The following is a 22726-nucleotide window of genomic DNA, read 5'->3' as shown; positions in this document are numbered from 1 at the left end:
CCTTTCACAGGAGGGGGAGGGACAGGGGGAGCGGGGGAGCGAGGGGCGCCGGCAGTGGAGCGGGGACCGAACGGGGGCCGGCGTCCGCCGTGGTGTCGCCGGCGGCGGGTTCGGCGGTGGGTTCGGCGGTGGGTTCGGCTGCGCGGTACGCGTCCCACAGGCGGCGGTAGGGGCCGTGCGCGGCCAGCAGCTCCTGGTGGGTGCCGGTCTCGACGACCGCGCCGCCGTCCAGGACGACGACCCGGTCCGCGCGGGCGGCCGTGGTGAGGCGGTGGGCGACGACCAGGGTGGTGCGCCGCCGGGTGAGTGCGGCGGTCGCGGCCGCGACCCGGCGTTCGGCGGCCAGGTCGAGCGAGGCGGTGGCCTCGTCGAGCAGCAGGATGTCGGGGTCGACGAGTTCGGCCCGGGCGAGGGCGAGGAGCTGGCGCTGGCCCGCGGACAGGCCGCGGCCGCGCTCGCCGACCTCGGTGAGGTAGCCGGACGGCAGGCCGACGACCGTCTCGTGCGCACCGACGGCCCGGGCCGCGGCCTCCACCTCGGCGTCGGTGGCATCGGGTCGGCCGTACGCGATCGCGTCGCGCACGGTCGCGCCGAGCAGGTGCGGCTCCTGCGGGACGACGCCGAGCCGGCACCGGTACGCGACGGGGTCGAGGTCGCGCAGGTCGGTGCCGTCGACGCGGACCGTCCCCGCGGTCGGGTCGTAGAACCGGGCGACCAGTTTGACGACCGTCGACTTGCCGGCGCCGGTGCTGCCGACCAGGGCCACGGTCTGCCCGGCCGGGATGCGCAGGGTCACCCGGTCGAGGACATCGCGTCCGGTGCCGCGGTAGCCGAAGGACACCCGGTCGAGCTCGATCTCGCCGCGCAACCCGCCGACGGGCAGCGGGCGTTCGGCCACGGGCGGGCCGATCGGCTCGCGCATCAGGGTGCGCAGCCGGGCGAGCCCGACGACGGCCTGCTGGTAGCCGTCGAACACCTGGGCCAGCTGCTGGATCGGCGAGAAGAACAGGTCGACGCAGAGCAGGAACGCGATCAGCGTGCCCGCGCTCAGCCGTCCGTCGCGGACCTGTCCCGCGCCGACCACCAGCACCGCGGCGGTCGCGGCCGTGGCGAGGAACTCCACGAACGGGAAGAACGTCGCCATCAACCGCTGCGCCCGCAGCCGGGCGTCGAGGAAGGACCGGGCCAGGCGGGCGAAGTCCTGCCGGTTGTGGTCCTGCCGGCCGAACGCCTGGGTGAGCCGGAGCAGCGCCACGTTCTCCTGGAGGTAGGCGTTGACCGCGCTGATCCGCTCCCGTGCCTCCAGGTAGGCGGGCACCGACCGCGCCCGGAACAGCGCCGCCGAGCCGACCAGCACCGGGAGCGCCACGAGCAGGACGGTGGCGAGGGCGGGCGCGATCCCGAGCAGGGCGAGCAGGACGCCGAGGACGGTCAGCAGCGACACCACGAAGGTCACCAGGCCGGTCTGCAGGAAGGCCGACAGGGCGTCCACGTCCGTGGTCATCCGGGTCATGATCCGGCCGCCGAGCTCGCCCTCGTAGTAGTCGAGGCCGAGCCGCTGCAACTGGGCCCAGGTGCGCACCCGCAGGGTGTAGAGCAGCCGCTCGCCGGTGCGCCCGGTCACCCGCACCTGGGCGATGTTGACCAGCCAGCCGGAGAGCACCACGACGGCCGCCGCGGCGGCGATCAGCAGCAGTGCGCCCGGGGCGTTCCGGGTGACGCCGTCGTCGACCCCGTGCCGGACCAGGACGGGCACGGCGATCTGGGCGAGCGCGTCCGCGCCGACCAGCGCGAGACCTGCGAGCAGCGGCAGGCGGAACGGGCGGAGCAGCGACCGCAGGCCGAATCCGGGGTCGGCGGCGCGGGCCTGCTCCGGCGCGATGTCCGGGTCGTCGTCGACCGCGGGCAGCGCGGCGATCCGGGCCAGCAGCTCCGGGCTCGCCGGGGCGCCGCCGAGCATGCCCGCGCCGTGGGCCATCGCGCCGGGGGCGGCCGCCGCGGCGACCTGCGCGTACGTCGCGGCGGCGCGCGCGGCGGTGCGAGCGGCGGTGTCGCTGCCCGGCGGACGGGCACCGCGGGCAGCGGATGCCCGTACGGTCCCGCCCGAGGGAACCTGTGACGCAGCAGGCCTCGGCGTTTCGCCGTCCGGCCGCTCGGCCGACGGCGCCGCGCTGCCCGCTGTCCTGCCGCGCGGCCGTCCGCCCTCGGCGGTGCGGCCCCGGTCGGTCGGAGGGTCGTCCCGGTGCTCGTCCGGGGAGAGCAGGGACCGGAAGAGCGGGCTGCGCCGGTGGAGTTGCGCCGTCGTGCCGATGTCGACGATCCGGCCGCCGTCGAGGACCGCGACGCGGTCGGCGAGCTCCAGCGTGGAGGCCCGGTGGGCGATGATCAGCGTGGTGCGCCGCCGGGCGACCTCGCGCAGGCCGGTGTGGACGGCGGCCTCGACGCGGGCGTCGATCGCGGAGGTGGCGTCGTCGAGGACGAGCACGTCGGGGTCGCGGAGGATCGCGCGGGCGAGGGCGATCCGCTGGCGCTGGCCGCCGGAGAGGGTGAGGCCCTGTTCGCCGACGAGGGTGTCGTAGCCGTCCGCGAGCGCGGTGACGAACCCGTCCGCCTGGGCGAGGCGCGCCGCGCGCCGGATCTCGGCGGGTGCGGCGTCGGGCCGGCCGTAGGCGATGTTCGCCGCGACGGTGCCGGACAGCAGGTGCGGCTCCTCGAAGACGAAGCCGATCCTGGAGCGCAGGTCCGCGAGGCCCAGGTCGCGCACGTCGACGCCGCCGATCCGGACGGTGCCGGCGTCGGGGTCGTAGAACCGGGGCAGCAGGGCGGCCGCCGTGGACTTGCCGGACCCGGCGGCGCCGACCAGGGCCACGGTCTCGCCGGGCTCCACGCGGAGGGTGAAGCCGTCGAGCACCGGGTCGGCCGTCCGGTCGCGGCCGAGGACCACGCCGTCCCACTCCAGGGCGGGCGGTCCGGCCGGCAGCGGGACGGGGTCCGGCGGCTCGCCGATGCCTGCGGGCGCGTCGATGACGTCGAGCACCCGCTCCACCCCGGCCCGCGCCTGCTGCCAGACGGTGAGCAGCACGGCCACCTGGCGCACCGGCGTCACGAACGAGCCGAGGTAGCTGGTGAACGCGACGAAGGTGCCGAGCGAGATCTCGCCGTGCAGGGCCAGCCGGCCGCCGAGCGCCAGGACGGCGACCTGCCCGAGCGCCGGGACGGCCTGGAGGGCGGGGTGGTAGCGGCTGGTCAGCCGGGCGACCCGGACCCGGGAGGAGAACAGGCCGCGGGCCCGCTCCTCCAGGGCGGCGAGTTCGCGCTGCTCCTGCCCGAAGCCCTTGACGACGCGGACGCCCGAGACGGCCGCCTCCACCACCGCGGCGACCTCGGCGGCCTCCTGCTGGGCGTGCCAGTTGGCCGGGAACAGGTCGCGGCGGCTGCGGTACGCGATGAGCCACAGCACCGGGCCGACGACCAGGGCCACCAGCGTCAACGGCAGCGAGAGGGTGGCCATCAGCGCCACCGACACGGTGAACATCAGCGCGTTGCCGACCATGTTCGGCAGGAACTGCAGCAGCATCTGGACGAGCGTCACGTCCGAGACGGCGCGGCTGACCACCTGCCCGGTCTGCAGCTCGTCCTGGGCCCGGCCGCCGAGGCGCAGCAGCGCGGCGAGGACGTCGTTGCGCAGGTCGTACTGGACCCCGAGGGAGACCCGGCCGGAGCTGTACCGGCGCAGGTAGCCGCCGGCGAACCGGACCGCGCCGAGGCCGAGCAGCAGCGCCACCCAGGCCCACAGCGCGGCCCCCGCCAGGCCGACGCGGTCCACCACGTGCCGCAGGACCAGCGGCAGCACGGCCGTCGCCACCGCCGCGACCAGGGCGGCCCCGTACGCCCGGGCCAGGTCGGCGCGGTGCCGCAGGCAGTACCCGGCCAGCCGCCGGGCCCAGCCGGCGGAGCCCGGCGCGCCGGGAGCGGACGGACGCCCGGCGGACGGACAGGGGGCCTCGCTCACGCGGCGCCGCCGACGGCTGCGGCGAGGGCGAACCGGTCGGCGGGCCGGGGCAGGCCGTAGTGGTCGCGCAGTGTCGTGCCCGTGTACTCGGTGCGGAACAGGCCGCGCTCGCGCAGGATCGGCAGGACCTCGGCCACGAAGACCTCCAGCCCGGACGGCAGGACGGCGGGCATCACGTTGAAGCCGTCGGCGGCGCTGTTCTCGAACCAGTGCTGGATGGTGTCGGCGACCTGGACGGGCGTGCCGGCGAAGGTGCGGTGGCCGCGGCCGCCGCCGAGCCGGCCGATCAGCTCGCGCACCGTCAGGCGCTCGCGGCGGGCGAGCTCCACGATCAGCGTGTAGCGGCTCTTGGCGCCCTCCACCTCGTCCTCGGTGGGCAGGTCGTCGGGCAGCTGCTCGTCGAAGCGCAGCCGCTCGGGGTCCACCTTGAGGACGGTCGCCAGCTGCTCGCGCGCGTACTCGGGCTTGATCAGCCGGTCGAGTTCGGCCTCCAGCTCGCGGGCCTCGGCCTCGGTGGCGCCGATCACGGGGACGATGCCGGGGAGGATCTTGACGTGGTCGGGGTCGCGGCCGGCGGCGGCCGCGCGGCGCTTGACGTCGGCGTAGAACGCCTGGCCCTCCGCGAGGGTCGGCTGCGCGGTGAACACCGCCTCGGCCCAGCGGGCGGCGAACTCCTTGCCGTCCTCCGAGGAGCCGGCCTGCACGAGCAGCGGGTGGCCCTGCGGCGAGCGGCGTACGTTCAGCGCGCCCTCGACCTGGAAGAAGCGGCCGCGGTGGCCGGCCGGGCGCACCCGGTCGGGGTCGGCGTGGACGCCGGCGTCCTTGTCCGCGACCAGCGCCTCGTCGGCCCAGCTGTCCCACAGCTTGGTGGACACCTCCAGGAACTCCGCGGCCCGCTCGTAGCGGGTGCGGTGCAGCGGCTGGCCCTCCAGGCCGAAGTTGCGGGCGGCGGCGTCACCGGCGGTGGTGACGATGTTCCAGCCGGCGCGGCCGTTGGACAGGTGGTCGAGCGAGGCGAACCGGCGGGCCAGGTTGTAGGGCTCGTTGTAGCTGGTGGAGGCGGTGGCGATGAGCCCGATCCGGGTGGTGCCGGCGGCGAGGGCGGCCAGCAGGACGGTCGGCTCCAGCTTGCCGGACGGCCGGCGGCTGGGGTCGCCCCACAGGGCCGGGCTGTCGGCGAGGAACACCGAGTCGAACTTGGCGTCCTCGGCGATCCGGGTGAGCCGCTGGTGGAAGGCCAGGTCGAGGTCGGCGGCGGGGTCGGACTCCGGCAGCCGCCAGGACGCCTCGTGGTGGCCGGTGTCGTGGATGAACAGGTTGAGGTGGAGCTGCTTGCCCATGGTGGTCCTTCGGAAGGTTCAGGGGGTGGGGCGCGGGGCGCCGGGGGCGAGCGAGCGGAAGGTGCTCGCGTGGAAGACCAGCGGGTCCACGGCGGGCTCGGCGTGCAGGTCGAGCACGCGGAGCAGGACGATGTCGTGGTCGCCGGCGCGGATCTCGCGGTCGACGGCGCACTCGAACCAGGCGCTCGCGCCGTCCAGCAGCACGGCGCCGTCCGCCGTCGCCCGCCAGTCGACGCCCGTGAACCGCCCGTCGGCAGGGCCGGCGAGCTGCCGGCACAGCGATCCGTGCCCGGCGCCGAGCACGCTGATGCCCAGGCGCTCGGCGCGGCGCAGCTCGGACCACGTCCCGGAAGTCGTCGCCATGCACAGGGAGACCAGCGCGGGGGCGAGCGACACCGAGGTGAACGAGCTGGCCGCCAGGCCGAGCGGCCGTCCGCCGACCAGGGCGGCGACCGCCGTGACGCCGGTGGGGAAGGCACCGAACACGGCGCGCAGGGCCCTGCTGTCGGTGGCGACGGCGGTCATGCGGGGACCTCCGACCGCAGCAGGGGCAGGAGCCGGTCGCCGATCCGGGCGATCTCCTCCTTGTAGGGGGTGTCGGAGAGCACGAAGTGCGTCACCCCGAGAGCCCGGTACCTCCGCAGCGCCTCGGCCACGTCCTGCGCGGAGCCGACCAGCCAGGTCGTCCCGGCGCCCCCGCCGCCGTAGCGGCCGGGCGTGGTGTACAGGCAGCCGTCCAGCACCTCGCCGCGCTGCTGGAGGTCGAGCAGACGGCGCTGGCCCACGGCGGCCCGGCGCTGGAACGCCTCCGGGTCGTGGGCTCCCCGCGCGGCCATCCGGGCGACCTTGTCCTCCGCGGCCCGCCACGCCTCCTCGGTGGTGTCCCGGACGACGGTGGTCACCCGCAGCCCGAACTCCAGCGGCCGGTGCCGGCGTTCGAGTCGCGCGGAGAGCGCCCGGAGCCGGTCGACGCGTTCGGCGACGCCGTCCAGCGGCTCGCCCCAGAACAGCTGGACGTCGGCCTCCCGGGCGGCGACCTCCTCGGCGGCCCCGCTCGCGCCGCCGAAGTACAGCCGCGGGTGGCGGCCGTCCTCGGCGCCCCAGGGCCGGGGCCGCAGCGAGGAGTTCTCCACCCGGTAGTGCTCGCCGTGGAAGGTGACCGTCTCCTCGCCCCACAGCCGGCGGACCAGCCGGAGGAACTCCAGCGTGCGCCCGTAGCGGCGGGAGGGGTCCGACTCGCCGTCACCGTAGGCCGCGGGGTCGTCCAGGCCGCTGACCACGTTGACCAGGACCCGGCCCCGGCTCAGCCGGTCCAGGGTGGCCGCGGCCGAGGCGAAGTTGGCGGGGTGCCAGTAGCCGGGCCGCACCGCGATCAGCGGTTTGAACGTGGTGGTGCGGGCGGCGAGCGAGGCCGCGACGGTGAAGGTGTCCGGCCGGCCCCAGCCGGTGCCGAGCAGCGCCCCGGCCCAGCCGTGCCGCTCGACCGCGAGGGCGAGGTCGGTCGCGTGGTCGAGGCTGCCCCAGCCGTCGGACGCGTCGTCGCCGCGGTGGCCCGGCTCGACCGTGTTGGGGATGTACCAGAGGTGTTCGCCCATCTCAGCCCCCCGCCCCGGTCGCCACCGGGGCGCCCGCGGCGCCGTCCGGCTCGCCGTCGGGCCCGACTCCCAGCGCGGCCAGCAGCCGCTCGCGGTACTCGCCCAGCAGCGGATCCCGGTAGGTGCGCGGGTGGGGCAGGTCGATGGCCAGGTCGACGGAGATCCGGCCCCGGTCGAGGACCAGCACCCGGTCGGCCAGCGCCGCCGCCTCGTCCACGTCGTGGGTGACCAGCAGCACGGACGGGTGGTGGCGCTGCCACAGCTTGCGCAGCAGGGTGTGCATGCGGATCCGGGTGAGCGCGTCCAGGGCGCCGAACGGCTCGTCGGCGAGCAGCAGCTCCGGGTCGCGGACCAGCGAGCGGGCCAGCGCGGCCCGCTGCTGCTCGCCGCCGGAGAGCTGGCCGGGCCAGGCCCGCTCCCGGCCGGCCAGGCCGACCTCGGCGAGCGCCGCCCGGCCGCGCTCCACTGCGGCGCGGCCGTCGCCGTCCCCCTTGCCGAGGCCGAGCAGGACGTTGTCCAGCACCCGGCGCCAGGGCAGCAGCCGGGAGTCCTGGAAGACCACCGACACCCGCTCGGGGGTGGTGAGTTCCCCGCTGCCCGCGGTGTCGCGGTCGAGGCCGGCGACGGCCCGCAGCAGGGTGCTCTTGCCGGAGCCGGAGTGGCCCAGCAGGGCGACGAACTGCCCGGGCGGGATCTCCAGGTCGATGTTGTCGAGCACGGTGCGCGGCCCGAACGAACGGGTCAGGCCGGCGAGTCGGACGGCGGGACGGGTCAGTTCCCCAGCGATCGGCGCCATGCCAGGACCCTCCTCTCCAGGAGACGGACGGCGGAGTCGGAGGTGAACCCGAAGACCCCGTAGATGAGCAGTCCGAGGACGATGACCTGGGTCTGGCCGTAGTTCTGCGCCTGGAACATCATGTAGCCGAGGCCGTTGGTGGCGTTGATCTGCTCCAGGACCACCAGTGAGAGCCAGGAGCCGGTGACGGCCAGGCGCAGCCCGACGAAGAAGCCGGGCAGCGCCCCCGGGACGACCACCTGGCGGACGAACCGCCGGCGGCTGAGCCGCAGCACCTCGGCGAGCTCGACGTAGCGCGAGTCGATCCCGGCCAGCGCGGCGTGCAGGTTCAGGTAGACCGGGATGTAGACGACGATCGCGATGATGACGACCTTGAACGTCTCCCCGATGCCCAGCCACAGGATGAACAGCGGGATCAGACCCAGCGTCGGCACCGCGCGGTTGACCTGCACCGTGCCGTCGATCAGCGCCTCGCCGATCCGGCTCAGCCCGGCGGTCAGCGCCAGCACCACGCCGGCCGTCAGGCCGATCGCGAAGCCCCGCGCGGCGCGCCACAGGGAGGTGCCCAGATCGGCGCGGAGCGTGCCCTCGGCCCACAGCTGCGCCCCGGTGTCCAGCACCGACCAGGGGGCGGGCAGGATCCGCGGGTCCAGCAGCCCGGCAGCGCTCGCCCCGGCCCAGACGGCGAGCAGGACCAGCGGGCCCAGCAGCCGGGCCCAGGGCCGTCGCGGACCGGGGCCTAGCCGCCGCGTGCGGGGGCGGCCGGCGCCGGCCGCCCGCGCGGCGGACGCGGGTGCGGGTACCGGTGGAGGCACGGCCGGGGTGACGGGCCGCCCGGGGGCGGTCACCACGGCGGTCGATGTGTGGTCGGCCATGGTCAACTCCGGTACTCGGCGGGGACGGCAGCCGCCGCGAGGTGCTCGAAACGGCGGTCGAACAGGGTCTCGGCCCGGAAGGACTTCACGAAGCCGCCCTCGGCCAGCAGGTCGACCGTCTGCTGCTCCCAGGCGATCGCCTCGTCCCAGCTCGGCGGCAGCAGCGGCTTGTTGCTCAGCTGGGTGACCTGGTGGGCCTGCTCGGCGCTGATCTTCTGGCTCTTGACGTAGTACTCCTGCTCCCAGACGGCCGGGTTCTCGTAGACCCACACCAGCCCCTGGGCCCAGATCGGGACGAAGGCGGCGATCGCCGCGGCCCGGGCGGGGTCGGCCAGCACGCCGGCCGGGGCCCACAGCAGGTTGAGCAGGTCCACGACGTCGGTGGTGACGGTGTGCGCGCCGTCGGCGCCGTACTGGTTGAGGTAGGCAGGGGCCTGCGAGATGCCGAGCGGGGCGACGTCCACCTGGCCGGCCGCCAGCGCCGTCAGGAACTGGTTGCTGGTCAGCGGGACGAGCTGGACGTCCTTGTCCTTCAGGCCGGCCTGGTGCAGCGCCCGCAGCAGCACCACGCCCTGCGCCTGGCCCTGGGAGAACGCCAGCTTCTTGCCCGCGAACTGCGCCACCGACTGGATGTCGCTGTGCGGCCTGGTCGCGAACAGGTAGGACGGCTTGCGGGTGAGGTTGATGGCGACGATGCGCGCGTCGTACCCCTGGAAGTGGGCCTGGATGGGCGGGATGCCGGCGTTGTTGGCCAGGTCCAGGGAGTTGGCGCGGAAGGCGTTGATGACGTCCGGGCCGGCTCCGATGTTCGGCCAGGAGGAGACCGCGAAGGGGATCTTCCCGATCAGGCCGGAGAGCTGGAGCTGGAGCTGCTGGGCACCGAGGGAGGAGGCGATGCGCAGGCCGGTGCCGCTCGGCACCTCGGTCGGCAGCGCGGCGCCGGTCGACAGCGCGGGGCCGCCGGCGGCGGCACTGGCGCAGGCGCTGAGGCCGAGTGCGGCGCCGGTGCCGAGCAGGGTCCGGAGGAACATTCTTCGGTTCGGGGTGGGGAGGCCCTGGTACGGGGACACGGACGTGCGCTTCCTTTCGGTGGGGCGGAGCGGGGTCAGGAGGAGACCGCGACGCGGTGGTCGGCGGTGAAGGGGCGTCCGGCGAGCAGCTCGGACTCCTTCCCGTCCGGGCCGACCGGGACCTCGCCGATCAGCGTGACCCGGTGCAGGCGCCGTTCGACGTCCAGGTGCTCCAGGTCGCGGGGGGCCAGGTGGGCGGTGGCCCGGTTGTCCCAGAAGGCGACGTGCCCGGCCTCCCAGCGCAGGCGCACCGTGTACTCGGGGCGGGTGATCTCGGCGTAGAGCAGGTCGAGGATGCGGCGGCTCTCGACCGCGGTGACGTCGACGATGCGGCTGGTGAAGACGGGGTTGACGAACAGCGCGCGCTCGCCGGTCTCCGGGTGCACCCGCACCACGGGGTGGACGGCCACCAGCAGGTTGTCGTTGATCCGGCGGGCGTACTCGCTGTCGCCGTCCACCGGCCGGCTGCCGCCGTAGCGGTGCTCGGCGCGCAGGGTGTCCACGAAGGCCCGGACCGGCGCCGACAGGCCCTCGTACGCGGCGACGAGGTTGGTCCACTGGGTGTCGCCGCCGACGTCCGGGACGGTCTCGGCCCGCAGGATCGATCCGGCGGGCGGGTTCACGGCGGCGGTGACGTCGGTGTGCCAGCCGTCGACGTAGCTGTACTGGCGCTTGCGGTACTCCTCCTGGAAGCCCTTGCCGTACCGCTCCTCGAAGCGGCGCGGGTCGACGGTGAAGATCTCCGGGTGGTCCGCCGGCGGGGCGTCGTCGTGCGGGTGGGCGTAGGTGAGCTCGCCGAACTGGCGGGCGAAGGCGATCTGGGCGGCGTGGTCGAGGGTCTGGCCGCGGAAGAAGACCACCTTGTGGCGGTGGAGCGCCTGCCGGACGGTCTCGACGGCCTCGGCGGACAGCGGCCGGGAGAGGTCGAGGCCGTCGATGTCGGCGCCGATGTGGCCGGCGACGGGGCGGACGGTGGGTGCGGTCATGGCAGCGGAGTCCTTTCGGGGGACGGGAGGAGGGCCCGGTGAGGTCGAGGTGCGGCGCGCCCGGGAACCCGGCGGCGTGCAGGCATGGCGCAGCCATGACACGGCGGTGCCGGGGTACGGGGACGTCACTCCGCCGGGCAGGTGCCCGGGGCGGAGGGGAGCCGCCCGCGCGGCGGTGTCACCGCGGGGAGGGCGGAAGGGGCCGCACGCGGCTCAGCGCCGTGCGGCGCGCGCGTGACAGGGCGTCAGCGCGTCAGCCGAGCCGACAGCGCAGGCCGGCGAAGTGGTGCGCGCGGAAGGCGTTCACGGGGAGCCGCTGTGCGGCTTCCCGGATCGTGGCCTCGTGCTGCGCGTCCATGGCCCCAGTCTGCCGTCCGCGCGTCCCCGCGGACAATGGTTTCCGGCGGCGTGGAAGAAACTCCGCCCGGCGCCCGCTCACCGGGAGCTCCCGACCGTGCGCAGCCCGAGCGGGTCCTGGTAGACGGCCGCGAGGACGGGCACGGCGGCGGCCACCGCGAGGGTGTCCGCGCCGAAGGAACCGGCCCGCACCAGGCCGTCGGCCGCGCCGAGCCCGCGGCTCAGCTCCGGCAGCAGCTGCGGGAGCCGAAGGGTGGCGGCCTCGGTCAGCACCACGGCGTCCGGGCTGATCACGTCGAGCATCGGCCGCACCGCCCGGGCGACCGTCCGCAGCCGGGCGCGGAAGAGCTCCACGGCCCGCGCGTCGCCCTCGCGCGCGGCCCGGACGAGCAGCTGCACGTCCGCCCGCGGCACGACGCCCTCCGCCGCGGCGGTCTCCGCCAGGCCGCGGTCCGCGACGGTCACCTGCAGGCAGCCCGTCCGGCCGCACGGGCACGGGTGCCCCGACCCGGGAACGGGCAGGTGCGCGATGCCCCCGGCGCCGTGCCGGCGGCCCTGCAGCAGGACCCCGCCGGTGGCGATCGCCGCGTCCACGGCGTTGCCCACGAACAGGTGCACCAGCACGCCCTCGCCGATCCGCCCGAACAGCATCTCCGCCCGGGCGAGCGCCCGGGCGTGCCCCTCGACGTGCACCGGCAGCCGGACCGCCCGCCGCAGCGCGTCCCGCACCGGTACGTCGCGCCAGCCGAGCGCGGCGTTCTCCACCACCACCCCGGCGTCCGGGTCCACCCACCCGCCGGTGACCACGCCCAGCCCGAGCACCGAGCGCCCCGAGACGTGCCGGCGCAGGAAACCCGGGAGCCGGGCGGAGACCTCCGCGAGCACCGCGCCCGGGCGCTCCGGCCTCGGCAGGTGCTCGGACGCGACGACCCGCCCGCGCAGGTCGGTGAGCGAGAAGGTCAGCCGCGGCACCGCGATGTGCACGCCCGCCGCGAGGTGGTGCGAGGTGTCGATGTCCAGCGGGATGCGGGGGCGGCCCGGACGCGGCGGCTGCGCGGACTCCGGCGGCTGCCAGACCAGCCCCATGGAGAGCAGGTCGGCCGTGTGCCGGGACACGGCGGCCGCGCTCAGCCCCGTCTCCCCGGCGATGGCGGTACGGGCGAGCGGCCCCCGGTCCAGCACGGCCCGCAGCACGGCGGCGGCGTGGTCGGGGCGGTCGGCGACGGGCTGGGTGCCGGGCCTGGCGACGAGCGCTGGCAGCATGGGTGATCCTCTGTCCGGAGTCGGCCACGTGGCGGCGGGGCAGCCCGGACGATCAGGGGCTACCCGCTGCCGGGACAGTTCGACGACGTCATGCGCCGAATGCTCGCAAGCCGGGCGGGACAAATCAATGGACCACCGTTACGGCGGCATGGCGCTTTCGCGAGCTTCCGGTGCCGGGCCGGTCACGCCGGGCCGGGCGCCCGCACCAGCAGGAAAGCGGTGCGCCGCCGCAGGGTGAAACCGATCGACTCGTAGAGGCGGATGGCGTTCGCGTTGTCCGCGGCCGTGTGCAGGAACGGCGTCTCCCCGCGCTCCCGGATCCCGGCCGCGACGGCCCGCACCAGCCGGGTCGCCAGGCCCCGGCCGCGGTGCTCCGGGTCGGTGCAGACCGCGCTGATCTCGGTCCAGCCGGGCGGGTGCAGCCGCTCGCCCGCCATCGCGACCAGCCGCCCGCCGTGCCGGATGCCCAGGTAGGTGCCGAGCTCGACGGTGCGCGGCAGGAACGGGCCGGGCCGGGTGCGGGCGACCAGGTCCAGCATCTCCGGCACGTCGTCCGGCCCGAGGCGGACCGCCTCCGGCGCCGGCTCCGCCCGCAGCGCCGTGTCGACGAACTGCGCGCCCCGCCCGGCCTCCACCACCTCCCACCCCACGGGCGGCGCGACGTCCGCCCCGGCGACGGGCGTCAGGCTCCCGGGGCCGACCAGGGCCGCCAGGTCGTCCCAGGCCCGCGGATCGGCCTGGTCGCTGAACGCGGTGAACGGCGACACGTCGAGCGGGTAGCGGGCCGCCCGGCCGACCCGCTCGGCGAACCGGGCGTGCGGGCCGGTCAGCGCCGCCCAGGCCGGGTTGTCCAGCGGATGCGGCGGATGGGGGCTGATGGTCACCACGGCGGGGATCTCCTCACGGACGTAGGGAGGGCGGACCCCGGAGAGGCTCCGAGGTCCGCCCGGTGGAGGCGGTGGCGTGCCGCCGGTCAGGAGTTGGTCAGCGGCAGGCCCGGCGGGTTGACCTGCGCGGCGGTGACCGCCTCGTCGGACAGGTTCCAGGCCGCCAGCCACTGCGCGTACTGCCCGTTCTGGATCAGGTGGTTGATGGCGTCGGCGACCGGCTTCGCCAGACCGCTGTCCTTCTTCGCGGTCGCCGCGATCAGCCCCTGCAGCGAGGCGCCGGCCCCCGAGTAGGTGCCCGCGCTGCGGGTCGGGTTCGGGGTCTTGGCGTCCTGCGTGATCTGGTAGGCGATGGACGGGTTGGGGCCGAAGTAGGCGTCGATCTTGCCGCCGAGCAGCGCCAGGTGGGTGGCGTTGTTGTCGGGGAAGTACTTGACGGTGAGCTGCTTGCCCGCCGCCTTCAGCTGCGCCTGCCACTCCAGCAGGATCTTCTCCTGATTGGTGCCGGCGCCGACCGCCACGGTCTTGTCGGCCAGGGTGGTGTAGTCGTCGTTGAAGTTCCAGGTGCTGCTCTTCAGCACCTCGAAGGCCAGGTTGTCCTCGCGGTAGGAGGCGAACTCGTACTTCTTCTTGCGCTCCTCGGTGTCGGTGATGTTGGAGAAGCCGACGTCGGTCCGGCCGCTGTCGATGCCGACGAAGAGGTTCTCCCAGGTGGAGTTCTGCACCACCGGCTTCAGTCCGAGGACGGCCGCGACCAGTCGGCCGAGATCGGGCTCGGCCCCGGTGAGGGTCTTCTGGTCGCTGCCGACGAACGCCAGCGGCGCGGACCCGGCGGGCAGCGCACCCACGCCGATCACCAGCTGCCCGCTCTTGGCGACCGAGGCGGGCAGCTCGGCGTGCAGGGCGGCGACCTCGGCCACCTTGATCTCGGTCCGGGTCCCCGCGCCGTTGGACAGGTCCGCGACGGTCACGGTGCCCGCCGCCGCCTTGTCCGCGGACGCGGAGGACGGGGCGTCGCTCCCGCACGCGGCGAGGCCCGCCGTGAGCGCGGCCGCGGCGGTGCTCGCGATCAGGATGCGGAGGAGTCTGCTGCTGCGGAGATCGGTCATGGTGGTTCCTTGCGTGTTCGATGGTCGGGTCGTTCGGGACAGGTCGACGGGGGTGGGGCTCACAGCACCCTGCTCAGGAACTCGCGGGTGCGCGGATGCCGCGGACGGTCCAACACCTCGCCCGGAGGCCCCTGTTCGAGGATCCGGCCGCCGTCCATGAAGACGACGCGGTCCGCGACCTCGCGGGCGAAGCCGATCTCGTGGGTGACGACGACCAGCGTCGTACCGCCCGCGGCCAGGTCCTTGATGACGGCGAGGACCTCGCCCACCAGCTCCGGGTCGAGCGCCGAGGTCGGCTCGTCGAAGAGGATCACGCCCGGACGCAGCGCCAGCGCCCGGGCGATCGCCACCCGCTGCTGCTGCCCGCCGGACAGCTGCCGCGGATAGGCGGACGCCTTCTCCGCCAGCCCCACCCGCTCCAGCAGGTCCAGCGCCAGCCGCTGCGCCTCGGGCCTGCGCAGCCGGCCGGTGGCGACGGGCGCGGCGGCCACGTTGTCCAGCACCGTCAGGTGCGGGAAGAGGTTGAAGTTCTGGAAGACGAAGCCGATCCGGCTGCGCTGCGCCAGGATCCGACGCTCGCTCAGCTCCTTCAGCCGCCCCCGGTGCCGGCGCACGCCGATCGGCTCGCCGCCCAGGCTGACGTGGCCGCGCTGCGGCTGCTCCAAGTGGTTGATCACCCGCAGCAGCGTCGACTTGCCCGAGCCGGACGGCCCGATGACGACCGTCACCTCGCCCGGAGCGAGCGTCAGGTCGACGCCGTCGAGGACGTGCTGCGCGCCGTACCACTTGTGCACCCCGTGCACCTCGACCCCGACGGGCGCCGGGTCCTCCGCGGCGGGTGGCACCTCGGTGTTCAGCACGGTCATGACGCGGTCTCCCTGCGGGCGCGGGCGATCAGGGCGGGCAGGGCGGCGCGCAGACGCTGCCAGGGGGTCGGCGGCAGCGCGCGCAGCGCGCCGCGCGAGTAGTGGCGCTCGACGTAGAACTGGACCACCGAGACGACGCTGGTGAGGACCACGTACCAGGCGGTGGCGACCAGCAGCAGCGGCACGATGTCGCCCGGGTAGGTGGCGCCCATGCTCTGCACCGAGCCGAACAGGTCCAGCAGTGAGACGTAGAAGACCAGCGAGGTGGCCTTGACCAGGCCGATCAGCTGGTTGACGTACGAGGGGACGATGGCGCGCAGCGCCTGCGGGAAGACGATCCGGGCGAACTGGTACCGCCTCGGCAGACCGAGCGCGGCGGCCGCCTCGTGCTGCCCCTGGTCGACGGAGAGGATGCCGGCCCGCACCACCTCCGCGGCGTACGCGGCCTCGTTGAGGCTCAGCCCGACGACCGCGATCACCAGGTCGGTGGCCAGCCGCGACTCGTCGAAGCGGAAGAAGGCCGGCCCGAACGGCACCCCGAGGCTGAGCGTCCGGTACAACGCGCTGAAGTTGTAGAGGAAGAGCAGCACCACGATCAGCGGCACCGAGCGGAACAGCCAGACGTAGACCCAGCTGACCGCCCGCAGCACCGGGCTGCGGGAGAGCCGGGCCAACGCCAGCACGACGCCGCCGACCAGGCCGAGGACCGCGCTGTACGCGGTGACCTCCAGGGTGACGGCGAGCCCGTCGGTGATGACCGGCCGGGCGAACCAGTACCGGAAGCGGTCCCACTGGTAGAAGGGGTTGGTCGCCAGGCCGTGGACGATCTGGGCGACGACCACCAGCGCCACCGCGCTGACGATCCAGCGGCCCGGATGCCGCAGCGGGACGACCCGCTGCGCGGGGCCCGCGTCCGCCTGTCGTGCCGTCAGGTCCGGGGGAGAGGCCGTGCCCGAGGGCACGGCAGGGGCGAGAGAGTCGGTCATGGCTGAGCTCCAGCGAAGGCCGGCGGCGGGGCCCGTGCCGACGGGCCGCCGCACCGGCGGGAGGAAGTCGCCCGGGGGCGTGCCGGAGCACGCCGCGCCACGGGCGGGAGTCGGGGGTGCACGTCGTCGCACGACGTGCCGCACACCTGTCGGCCGGGGGCCGAGGAGGGGGTCAGCCCCGACAGAGGGCGCTGCTGACGCGCAGCAGGTCGACGGCCCGGTCCAGGAACGCCGCAGCGCGACCGCGGTGGCGGCCGACGGCCGTCCCGGGAGCTGCGTGCATCGCCGTCACCTCTGCTCAGTCGCGCCCCGAAGGGCGTCGCGCCTGCCGATGGTCGGCAAAACTAGAAGGGTTCACTGTCGGATGTCAACGACCCGCCACAGCGTGGGACGGCGAACGTGACGGCCGTGTTGCGCCCCAAGTCGCGCGTGGTCGTTGGCCCTTGAACGGGATTGTGCGGGACGCCGCCGCCGGGTTACGGTGCAGCAAGGTCACGAGTCGCAGCGACAAGCCCTGGCTGGCTGCACGGCAACCCTCCTCCGCGGCGGGGTGCTCCAGGTGATGACCCGGCGGGGCCGACGACGGCACCCGCAAGCGCGAGCTCGATCCGGTGGGTGCCGGGCGGAACGGAGGTGACGGCAGTGCGGCGGATCCAGCGGCGTCCTGCGGTCGCCACCGTGAAGGCCAGCTGCCGCGTCACCACGACGTGTGCCCGGCTCCACATCGACCTGCAGCGGGTGACCACCGCGCTGTGTCCGGCGTCCCCGCACGCCGCCGAGGCGCGCGCCGGCGCCTGACCCGCGCCGCCGCACCCCGCACTCCCGTCACACCGTCACCTCCGCGCCGCGCCGCGCGGCATGCCGCCGCGCACCCGGCGCCGGACCCCGCGCGCTGCACGCCCACGCGTCCGCACCGTCAGCGACCACACCTCCGCCCAACAGGAAGCGGTCTCCCATGCCCGAAAACCCCGCCCCGCTGCACCTCGCCGTCGCCCTGGACGGTGCCGGCTGGCATCCCGCCGCCTGGCGCGAGCCCGACGCCCGACCAGGCGAGCTGTTCACCGCCCGCTACTGGGCCGACCTCGTCGCCGAGGCCGAGCGCGGCCTGCTGGACCTGGTCACCCTGGAGGACTCGCTCAGCCTCCAGTCCACCCACCCCTTCGCCCCGGACGAGCGGACCGACCAGGTGCGCGGCCGCCTCGACGCCGTCCTCGTCGCCGCCCGGATCGCGCCGCTGACCCGGCACATCGGACTGGTCCCGACGGCGATCGTCACCCACACCGAGCCGTTCCACCTCTCCAAGGCGGTCGCCACCCTCGACTTCGTCAGCTCCGGCCGGGCCGGCCTGCGGGTGAAGGTGTCCGGCCGGGTCGACGAGGCCGCGCACATCGGCCGCCGGGCTGCGCCCGAGCTGAGCTTCGAGGACCTCGACACGCCCGCCGGACTGGAGATCCTGCGCGACCTCTTCGGCGAGGCGGAGGACTACGTCGAGGTCGTCCGCCGGCTGTGGGACAGCTGGGAGGACGACGCGGAGATCCGCGACACCGCCACCGGCCGCTTCGTCGACCGGGAGAAGCTGCACTACATCGACTTCGAGGGCCGCCGTTTCAGCGTGCGCGGGCCGTCCATCACCCCGCGCCCGCCGCAGGGCCAACCCCTCGTCACCGCCCTCGCGCACCGCGGCGAGCCCTACCGGCTGGTCGGCCGCTCGGCCGACCTCGGCTTCGTCACCCCGTACGACGCCGCCGACGCCCGCACCGTCGTCGCCGAGATCCGCCGGGCCCAGGCCGACGCCGGCCGCGCGGAGCAGACCGTCCACGTCTTCGGCGACCTGGTGGTCCTCCTCGACGAGACCCCCGGCGCCGCCGCCGACCGCCTTGCCCGCCTCGACCGGCAGGCCGGCGCCGCCCTCACCAGCGACGCCCGCATCTTCACCGGCACGGCCGCCGAACTCGCCGACCTGCTCCAGGAGTGGCAGCACGCCGGACTCACCGGCTTCCGGCTGCGCCCCGCCGTCCTGCCCCACGACCTGGAGCAGATCACCCGCCACCTGGTGCCCGAACTCCAGCGCCGCGGCGCCTTCCGCACCGCCTACGGGGCGACCACCCTGCGCGGACACCTCGGCCTGCCGCGCCCCGCCAACCGCTACGCCACCCACGCGACCGACGCCGCCGACGCGACCGACGCCACCCGCGCGACCGACGCCACCCGCACCGTCCACGCCTGAGCCGGAAGGACCGCACGAGCGATGAGCAAGCCCGTCAAGCAGATCCACCTCGCCGCCCACTTCCCCGGCGTGAACAACACCACGGTCTGGAGCGACCCGCAGGCCGGCAGCCAGATCGACTTCAGCTCCTTCGTCCACCTCGCCCGGACCGCCGAGCGCGCCAAGTTCGACTTCCTCTTCCTCGCCGAGGGCCTGCGGCTGCGCGAGCAGAACGGCGAGATCTACGACCTGGACGTGGTGGGGCGACCCGACACCTTCACCGTCCTCGCCGCGCTCGCCGCCGTCACCGAGCGGCTCGGCCTCGCCGGGACCGTCAACTCCACCTTCAACGAACCCTACGAGGTGGCACGGCAGTTCGCCTCGCTCGACCACCTCTCCGACGGCCGCGCGGCCTGGAACGTGGTCACCTCCTGGGACGAGTTCACCGGTGAGAACTTCCGCCGCGGCGGCTTCCTCGCGCAGGAGGACCGCTACGAGCGCGCCCGGCAGTTCCTCAGCGCCGCGCGGGGGCTCTTCGACTCCTGGCGCGGCGACGAGATCCTCGCCGACCGGGAGAGCGGGGCCTTCCTGCGCGAGCCCGGTCCCGGCCGGTTCGACCACCACGACGGCCAGTTCGACATCTCCGGGCACTTCAACGTCCCGCGCAGCCCGCAGGGCCGGCCGGTGATCTTCCAGGCCGGCGACTCCGACGCGGGACGCGAGTTCGCCGCCTCCGCCGCCGACGCCATCTTCAGCCGGCACGGCACCCCGGAGGCCGGCCGGGCCTTCTACACCGACGTCAAGGACCGCCTGGCCCGCTACGGCCGCACCCGCGACGAGCTGAAGATCCTGCCCGGCGTCACCTTCGTGCTCGGCGACACCGAGGCCGACGCGCACGAGAAAGCCCACCTGATCCGCCGCCAGCAGGTCAGCGGACAGACCGCGATCCGGCTCCTCGAACAGCTGTGGAACCGCGACCTCAGCGCGTACGACCCCGACGGTCCGCTGCCCGAGGTGGACCCGCTCCTCGGCGAACACACCGTCGCCCGCGGCCGCGCCTCCGTCCGCCACCACCGGGACCCGCTCGCCACCGCCGCCGAATGGCGCGCCCTCGCCGAGGCCAAGAAGCTCTCGATCCGCGAACTGATCATCGAAGTGACGGGCCGCCAGTCCTTCATCGGCACCCCGGCACGGGTCGCCGAACAGCTCAACGAGTCCGTCCAGACCGACGCCGCCGACGGCTTCATCCTCGTCCCGCACCTGACCCCGGGCGGACTGGACGAGTTCGCCGACACCGTCGTCCCGCTGCTCCAGGAACGCGGCGTCCACCGCACCGAGTACGAGGGCACCACCCTGCGCGACCACCTCGGCCTCGCCGCGCCCCGCCCGGTCCCGTCCCCCAGCTAGCCGAAGCACCGGCCCGGCGCACCGACGAAGGATTCACCGCCATGAGCAACACCCCGCTGACCGTACTCGACCTGGTACCCGTCTCCTCCGGATCGACCGCCGCCGAGGCCCTGCGCAACAGCATCGACCTCGCCCGGCGCGCCGAGGAACTCGGCTACGCGCGCTACTGGTTCGCCGAGCACCACCTCAACCCCGGCGTCGCCGGCACCTCGCCCGCCGTCGTCCTCGCCCTCACCGCGGCCGCCACCTCGACCATCCGGCTCGGCGCCGGCGCCGTCCAACTCGGCCACCGCACCGCCCTCGCCACCGTCGAGGAGTTCGGCCTGCTCGACGCGCTCCACCCCGGCCGCTTCGACCTGGGCCTCGGCCGCTCCGGCGGCCGCTCCACCCGGGCCGACGCCCCGCCGGCCACCGAGGCCACCGAGGAGCCGCCCGGGACCGACCCCGCCCCGGGCGGCCTGCGGATACCGGCCCGCTTCTCCTACGAACACCTGCTGCGCCACCCGCGCTTCGCCCTCCACCAGCAACTGCTCCTGCTGCCGGAGGCGAAGTCGCAGCCGTACGACGAGCAGATCGCCGACATCCTCCACCTGCTGGCCGGCACCTACACCACCGCGGACGGCGTGCAGGCGCACGTCGTCCCCGGCGAAGGCGCCGACCTCCAGGTCTGGATCCTCGGCAGCAGCGCCGGCATCAGCGCCGAGGTCGCCGGCGCCCACGGCCTGCGCTTCGCCGCGAACTACCACGTCAGCCCCGCCACCGTGCTGGAAGCCGCCGAGGCCTACCGCGCGGCCTTCAAACCCTCCGCCGAACTGGAACGGCCCCACGTCAGCGTCTCCGCCGACGTCGTGGTCGCCGAGGACGAGGCCACCGCCCGCGAACTCGCCACCGGCTACGGCCTGTGGGTGCGCAGCATCCGCAGCGGCGACGGCGCGATCCCGTTCCCCACCCCCGACGAAGCCCGCGTCCACTCCTGGACCGAGGCCGACCGGGCGCTGGTGGCCGACCGCACCGAGACCCAGTTCGTCGGCTCGCCCCAGCAGGTCGCCGACCGGCTGGAGACCCTGCGCGAGGCCACCGGCGCGGACGAACTGATCATCACCACCATCACCCACCGGCACCGCGACCGGGTCCGCTCCTACGAGCTGCTCGCCGAGGAGTGGAACCGCCGATGACCCCGCCCGGCCGACCCGCACCGACCCCTGAGGAGTACTCGTGACCGTCCAGGACACCTCCACCGAGGAGTTCACCCGGCAGTGGGAGCAGTGGCACGCCGCCCACGAGCGGGCCCTCGCCGACCCGCACGGCTTCCTCGCCGTCACCGGGCTGCACTGGCTGACGGGCGAACCCACCCGCTACCCCGACGCGCCCGGCGCCTGGTCCAGCACCGAGCAGGGCATCGCCGTCCACCTCGACGAGGGCGAGGAGCTGGTCGTCGACGGAACCGCCGTGCACGGGCACCACCTGTTCGGCGTCCTCGACGAACGGGCCAGCCTCTACGCCGCGGTCGGCGACGGCTCCCTCGTCGAGATCGCCAAGCGCGGCGGCCACGACATCCTGCGCCCGCGCCACCCCGACAACGAACTGCGCGTCCGCTTCACCCACACCCCGGCGTACGCGCCCGACCCGCGCTGGTCCCTGACCGGCCGCTACCTGCCCTTCGACGCGCCCCGCGCCACCACCGTCGGCGCGGCGGTCGAAGGACTGCAGCACGTCTACGACGCCCCGGGCGAGGTCGAGTTCGACCTGGACGGCCGCACCCACCGGCTGACCGTCTTCAACGGCAGCGGCCCCGGCACCCTCCAGGCCCTGTTCACCGACGCCACCTCGGGCGTCACCACGTACGCGGCCAACCGCGCCCTCTCCATCCCCGCCCCCGACGCCGAAGGCCGGGTCCTGGTCGACTTCAACCGCGCCACCAACCTCCCCTGCGCCTACACCGACCTCGCCACCTGCCCCCTCCCGCCCGCCGAGAACCGCCTCCCGATCCCCATCGAGGCCGGCGAGAAGACCCCCTACGAGCGCACCCCGAACCGTTGACCCACGCCTGACCCACCTTCCCGCCCCGGTGACCACCCCCACCGGGGCGTCCCGCTCCCCGGCCGCGCCTCAGGGCCGCCCGGCCCCGCCGCGACCCGCCGCCGGCACCCCGGGCGGGGCGGGAGGCCCGAACCGGACCGCCACCCCGGGCGAGTACAGGACACTGACCGGGGCGCCGGTCGGCCCGGGCAGGCCCGCGGCAGCCAGGAGGTCCTCCTCGCAGTGGAGGAGTTCGGCCCGGTGCAAGGGCCAGCGGGGGTGACTGTTCGGCAGGTGGACGGGGCGGCCGAGGAAGGTGTTGTGCAGGCCCCAGCGAGCGGTGAGGAAGTTCTCCAGGTCGCTGGGCCGCTCGATGCGCTCGCCGATGCGCACGGTGACGGCCGAGCGGGCGCCGCGTGGGGCGGGCCAGCGGCGGCGCGAGGTGTACGTGATGGTGTCGCCTTCACGCCGGATCGTCATCCCGGCCCAGGTGTAGGGCAGTCGGAAGGCGCTGCGGGCGACGAGCACGGGCAGCAGACGGGACGCTTCCAGGGAGCGGAAGACCACTCCGCGGCGGCCCTGCCCGTCCACCGCGTACAGCCGCACGTTGGTCTCCGGGAAGGTGCCCAGGTAGGGCAGGCCGGGCGCGCCGAACCAGCCGATCCGGTGCATCCGGAAGGGCACCAGGCCGACGTAGGTGAGGCCCTCGTGGGTGTCCGGCACGGTCCCGGCGGGAAGCAGCGGTGCGACGACGGCGGGGTCGAGGGCCCAGTGGAGGAACGACAGGTCGAGCCACGACTGGGTGAGCAGCGTACGGCTGACGGCGCGCACCGGGTCGGCGGTGATCGGCTCGACGGGTGCGGGTTCGGGTGGCATGACGGCAGCGTCGCACACCTCCACGAGCGGGAACCTGCACGCGCGCCTTGATCGCTCACCGTGTCCGCGCGATCAC

19 protein-coding genes and 1 riboswitch are annotated in these 22726 nt (G+C 74.8%); of the genes, 5 read left to right on the top strand and 14 right to left on the bottom strand.

Translation table 11 applies throughout. The annotated features are described in order from the left end of the window. Positions 1 to 4: 4 nt before the first annotated feature. The 13 genes from ABEB06_RS01105 to ABEB06_RS01045 all read right to left on the bottom strand — a co-directional run bounded on the left by ABEB06_RS01105 (position 5) and on the right by ABEB06_RS01045 (position 16142). A complete protein-coding gene (locus ABEB06_RS01105; RefSeq protein WP_345694844.1) occupies positions 5 to 4012 on the bottom strand; it encodes an ABC transporter ATP-binding protein in 4008 nt (1335 codons plus the stop codon). Beyond that, positions 4009 to 5352 carry an LLM class flavin-dependent oxidoreductase gene (locus ABEB06_RS01100; RefSeq protein ID WP_345694843.1) on the bottom strand — a complete coding sequence of 448 codons (1344 nt, stop codon included), beginning with the start codon at positions 5350 to 5352 and terminating at the stop codon, positions 4009 to 4011. Before ABEB06_RS01100 ends, ABEB06_RS01105 begins: the two co-directional genes overlap by 4 nt. Before the next feature lie 18 nt (positions 5353 to 5370). Continuing rightward, positions 5371 to 5877: a flavin reductase family protein gene (locus ABEB06_RS01095; protein ID WP_345694842.1), complete on the bottom strand. Its 507-nt coding sequence runs from the start codon at positions 5875 to 5877 to the stop codon at positions 5371 to 5373. Beyond that, positions 5874 to 6947, bottom strand: a complete 1074-nt coding sequence (locus tag ABEB06_RS01090) for an LLM class flavin-dependent oxidoreductase (RefSeq protein WP_345694841.1) — start codon at positions 6945 to 6947, stop codon at positions 5874 to 5876. The genes ABEB06_RS01095 and ABEB06_RS01090 overlap by 4 nt, the downstream gene beginning before the upstream one ends. Position 6948: 1 nt before the next feature. Continuing rightward, positions 6949 to 7743: an ABC transporter ATP-binding protein gene (locus tag ABEB06_RS01085; RefSeq protein ID WP_345694840.1), complete on the bottom strand. Its 795-nt coding sequence runs from the start codon at positions 7741 to 7743 to the stop codon at positions 6949 to 6951. Continuing rightward, positions 7719 to 8618 carry an ABC transporter permease gene (locus ABEB06_RS01080; protein ID WP_345694839.1) on the bottom strand — a complete coding sequence of 300 codons (900 nt, stop codon included), beginning with the start codon at positions 8616 to 8618 and terminating at the stop codon, positions 7719 to 7721. The genes ABEB06_RS01085 and ABEB06_RS01080 overlap by 25 nt, the downstream gene beginning before the upstream one ends. A gap of 2 nt (positions 8619 to 8620) precedes the next feature. After that, positions 8621 to 9649, bottom strand: coding sequence for an ABC transporter substrate-binding protein (locus ABEB06_RS01075; protein WP_345701709.1), 1029 nt, complete (start codon positions 9647 to 9649; stop codon positions 8621 to 8623). 74 nt (positions 9650 to 9723) lie between these two features. Further along, positions 9724 to 10674, bottom strand: a complete 951-nt coding sequence (locus ABEB06_RS01070; RefSeq protein WP_345694838.1) for a TauD/TfdA dioxygenase family protein — start codon at positions 10672 to 10674, stop codon at positions 9724 to 9726. Positions 10675 to 11109: 435 nt separating this feature from the next. Further along, positions 11110 to 12294, bottom strand: coding sequence for an ROK family transcriptional regulator (locus ABEB06_RS01065; RefSeq protein ID WP_345694837.1), 1185 nt, complete (start codon positions 12292 to 12294; stop codon positions 11110 to 11112). Between the two features lie 182 nt (positions 12295 to 12476). Further along, positions 12477 to 13190, bottom strand: a complete 714-nt coding sequence (locus ABEB06_RS01060; protein ID WP_425559753.1) for a GNAT family N-acetyltransferase — start codon at positions 13188 to 13190, stop codon at positions 12477 to 12479. Between the two features lie 77 nt (positions 13191 to 13267). Beyond that, the gene (locus ABEB06_RS01055; RefSeq protein WP_345694835.1) at positions 13268 to 14290 is read right to left on the bottom strand and encodes an ABC transporter substrate-binding protein; all 1023 of its coding nucleotides are present in this window, start codon (positions 14288 to 14290) and stop codon (positions 13268 to 13270) included. A 59-nt stretch (positions 14291 to 14349) separates the two neighbouring features. Then, on the bottom strand, positions 14350 to 15156 hold the full coding sequence (locus ABEB06_RS01050; RefSeq protein ID WP_345694834.1) for an amino acid ABC transporter ATP-binding protein: 807 nt from the start codon (positions 15154 to 15156) through the stop codon (positions 14350 to 14352). Then, complete coding sequence (locus ABEB06_RS01045) at positions 15153 to 16142, bottom strand: amino acid ABC transporter permease (protein WP_345694833.1); 990 nt, start codon at positions 16140 to 16142, stop codon at positions 15153 to 15155. Before ABEB06_RS01045 ends, ABEB06_RS01050 begins: the two co-directional genes overlap by 4 nt. A 490-nt stretch (positions 16143 to 16632) precedes the next feature. After that, positions 16633 to 16746: riboswitch (SAM riboswitch) on the top strand. Positions 16747 to 16775: 29 nt separating this feature from the next. Between ABEB06_RS01045 and ABEB06_RS01040 the strand changes: the two genes are divergently transcribed. From ABEB06_RS01040 to ABEB06_RS01020, 5 genes are all read left to right on the top strand, one after another. Further along, the gene (locus ABEB06_RS01040) at positions 16776 to 16940 is read left to right on the top strand and encodes a hypothetical protein (protein WP_345694832.1); all 165 of its coding nucleotides are present in this window, start codon (positions 16776 to 16778) and stop codon (positions 16938 to 16940) included. A gap of 157 nt (positions 16941 to 17097) precedes the next feature. Continuing rightward, entirely contained in the window at positions 17098 to 18369 is a 1272-nt protein-coding gene (locus ABEB06_RS01035; protein ID WP_345694831.1) for an LLM class flavin-dependent oxidoreductase, read from the top strand. Positions 18370 to 18390: 21 nt separating this feature from the next. Beyond that, positions 18391 to 19755 (top strand): NtaA/DmoA family FMN-dependent monooxygenase, encoded by a 1365-nt coding sequence (locus ABEB06_RS01030; RefSeq protein ID WP_345694830.1) that lies wholly within the window; start codon positions 18391 to 18393, stop codon positions 19753 to 19755. 41 nt (positions 19756 to 19796) lie between these two features. Beyond that, positions 19797 to 20930 carry an LLM class flavin-dependent oxidoreductase gene (locus tag ABEB06_RS01025; RefSeq protein WP_345694829.1) on the top strand — a complete coding sequence of 378 codons (1134 nt, stop codon included), beginning with the start codon at positions 19797 to 19799 and terminating at the stop codon, positions 20928 to 20930. A 40-nt stretch (positions 20931 to 20970) separates the two neighbouring features. After that, on the top strand, positions 20971 to 21795 hold the full coding sequence (locus ABEB06_RS01020) for a DUF1684 domain-containing protein (RefSeq protein WP_345694828.1): 825 nt from the start codon (positions 20971 to 20973) through the stop codon (positions 21793 to 21795). A 69-nt stretch (positions 21796 to 21864) separates the two neighbouring features. Here the strand turns inward: ABEB06_RS01020 and ABEB06_RS01015 are convergent, their stop codons facing one another. Beyond that, positions 21865 to 22650: a YqjF family protein gene (locus ABEB06_RS01015; RefSeq protein ID WP_345694827.1), complete on the bottom strand. Its 786-nt coding sequence runs from the start codon at positions 22648 to 22650 to the stop codon at positions 21865 to 21867. Positions 22651 to 22726: the final 76 nt, after the last annotated feature.

Origin of the sequence: Kitasatospora terrestris, from assembly GCF_039542905.1 — a bacterium.
GTDB lineage: Bacteria > Actinomycetota > Actinomycetes > Streptomycetales > Streptomycetaceae > Kitasatospora > Kitasatospora terrestris.
This window is presented reverse-complemented; position numbering and strand designations above follow the sequence as displayed.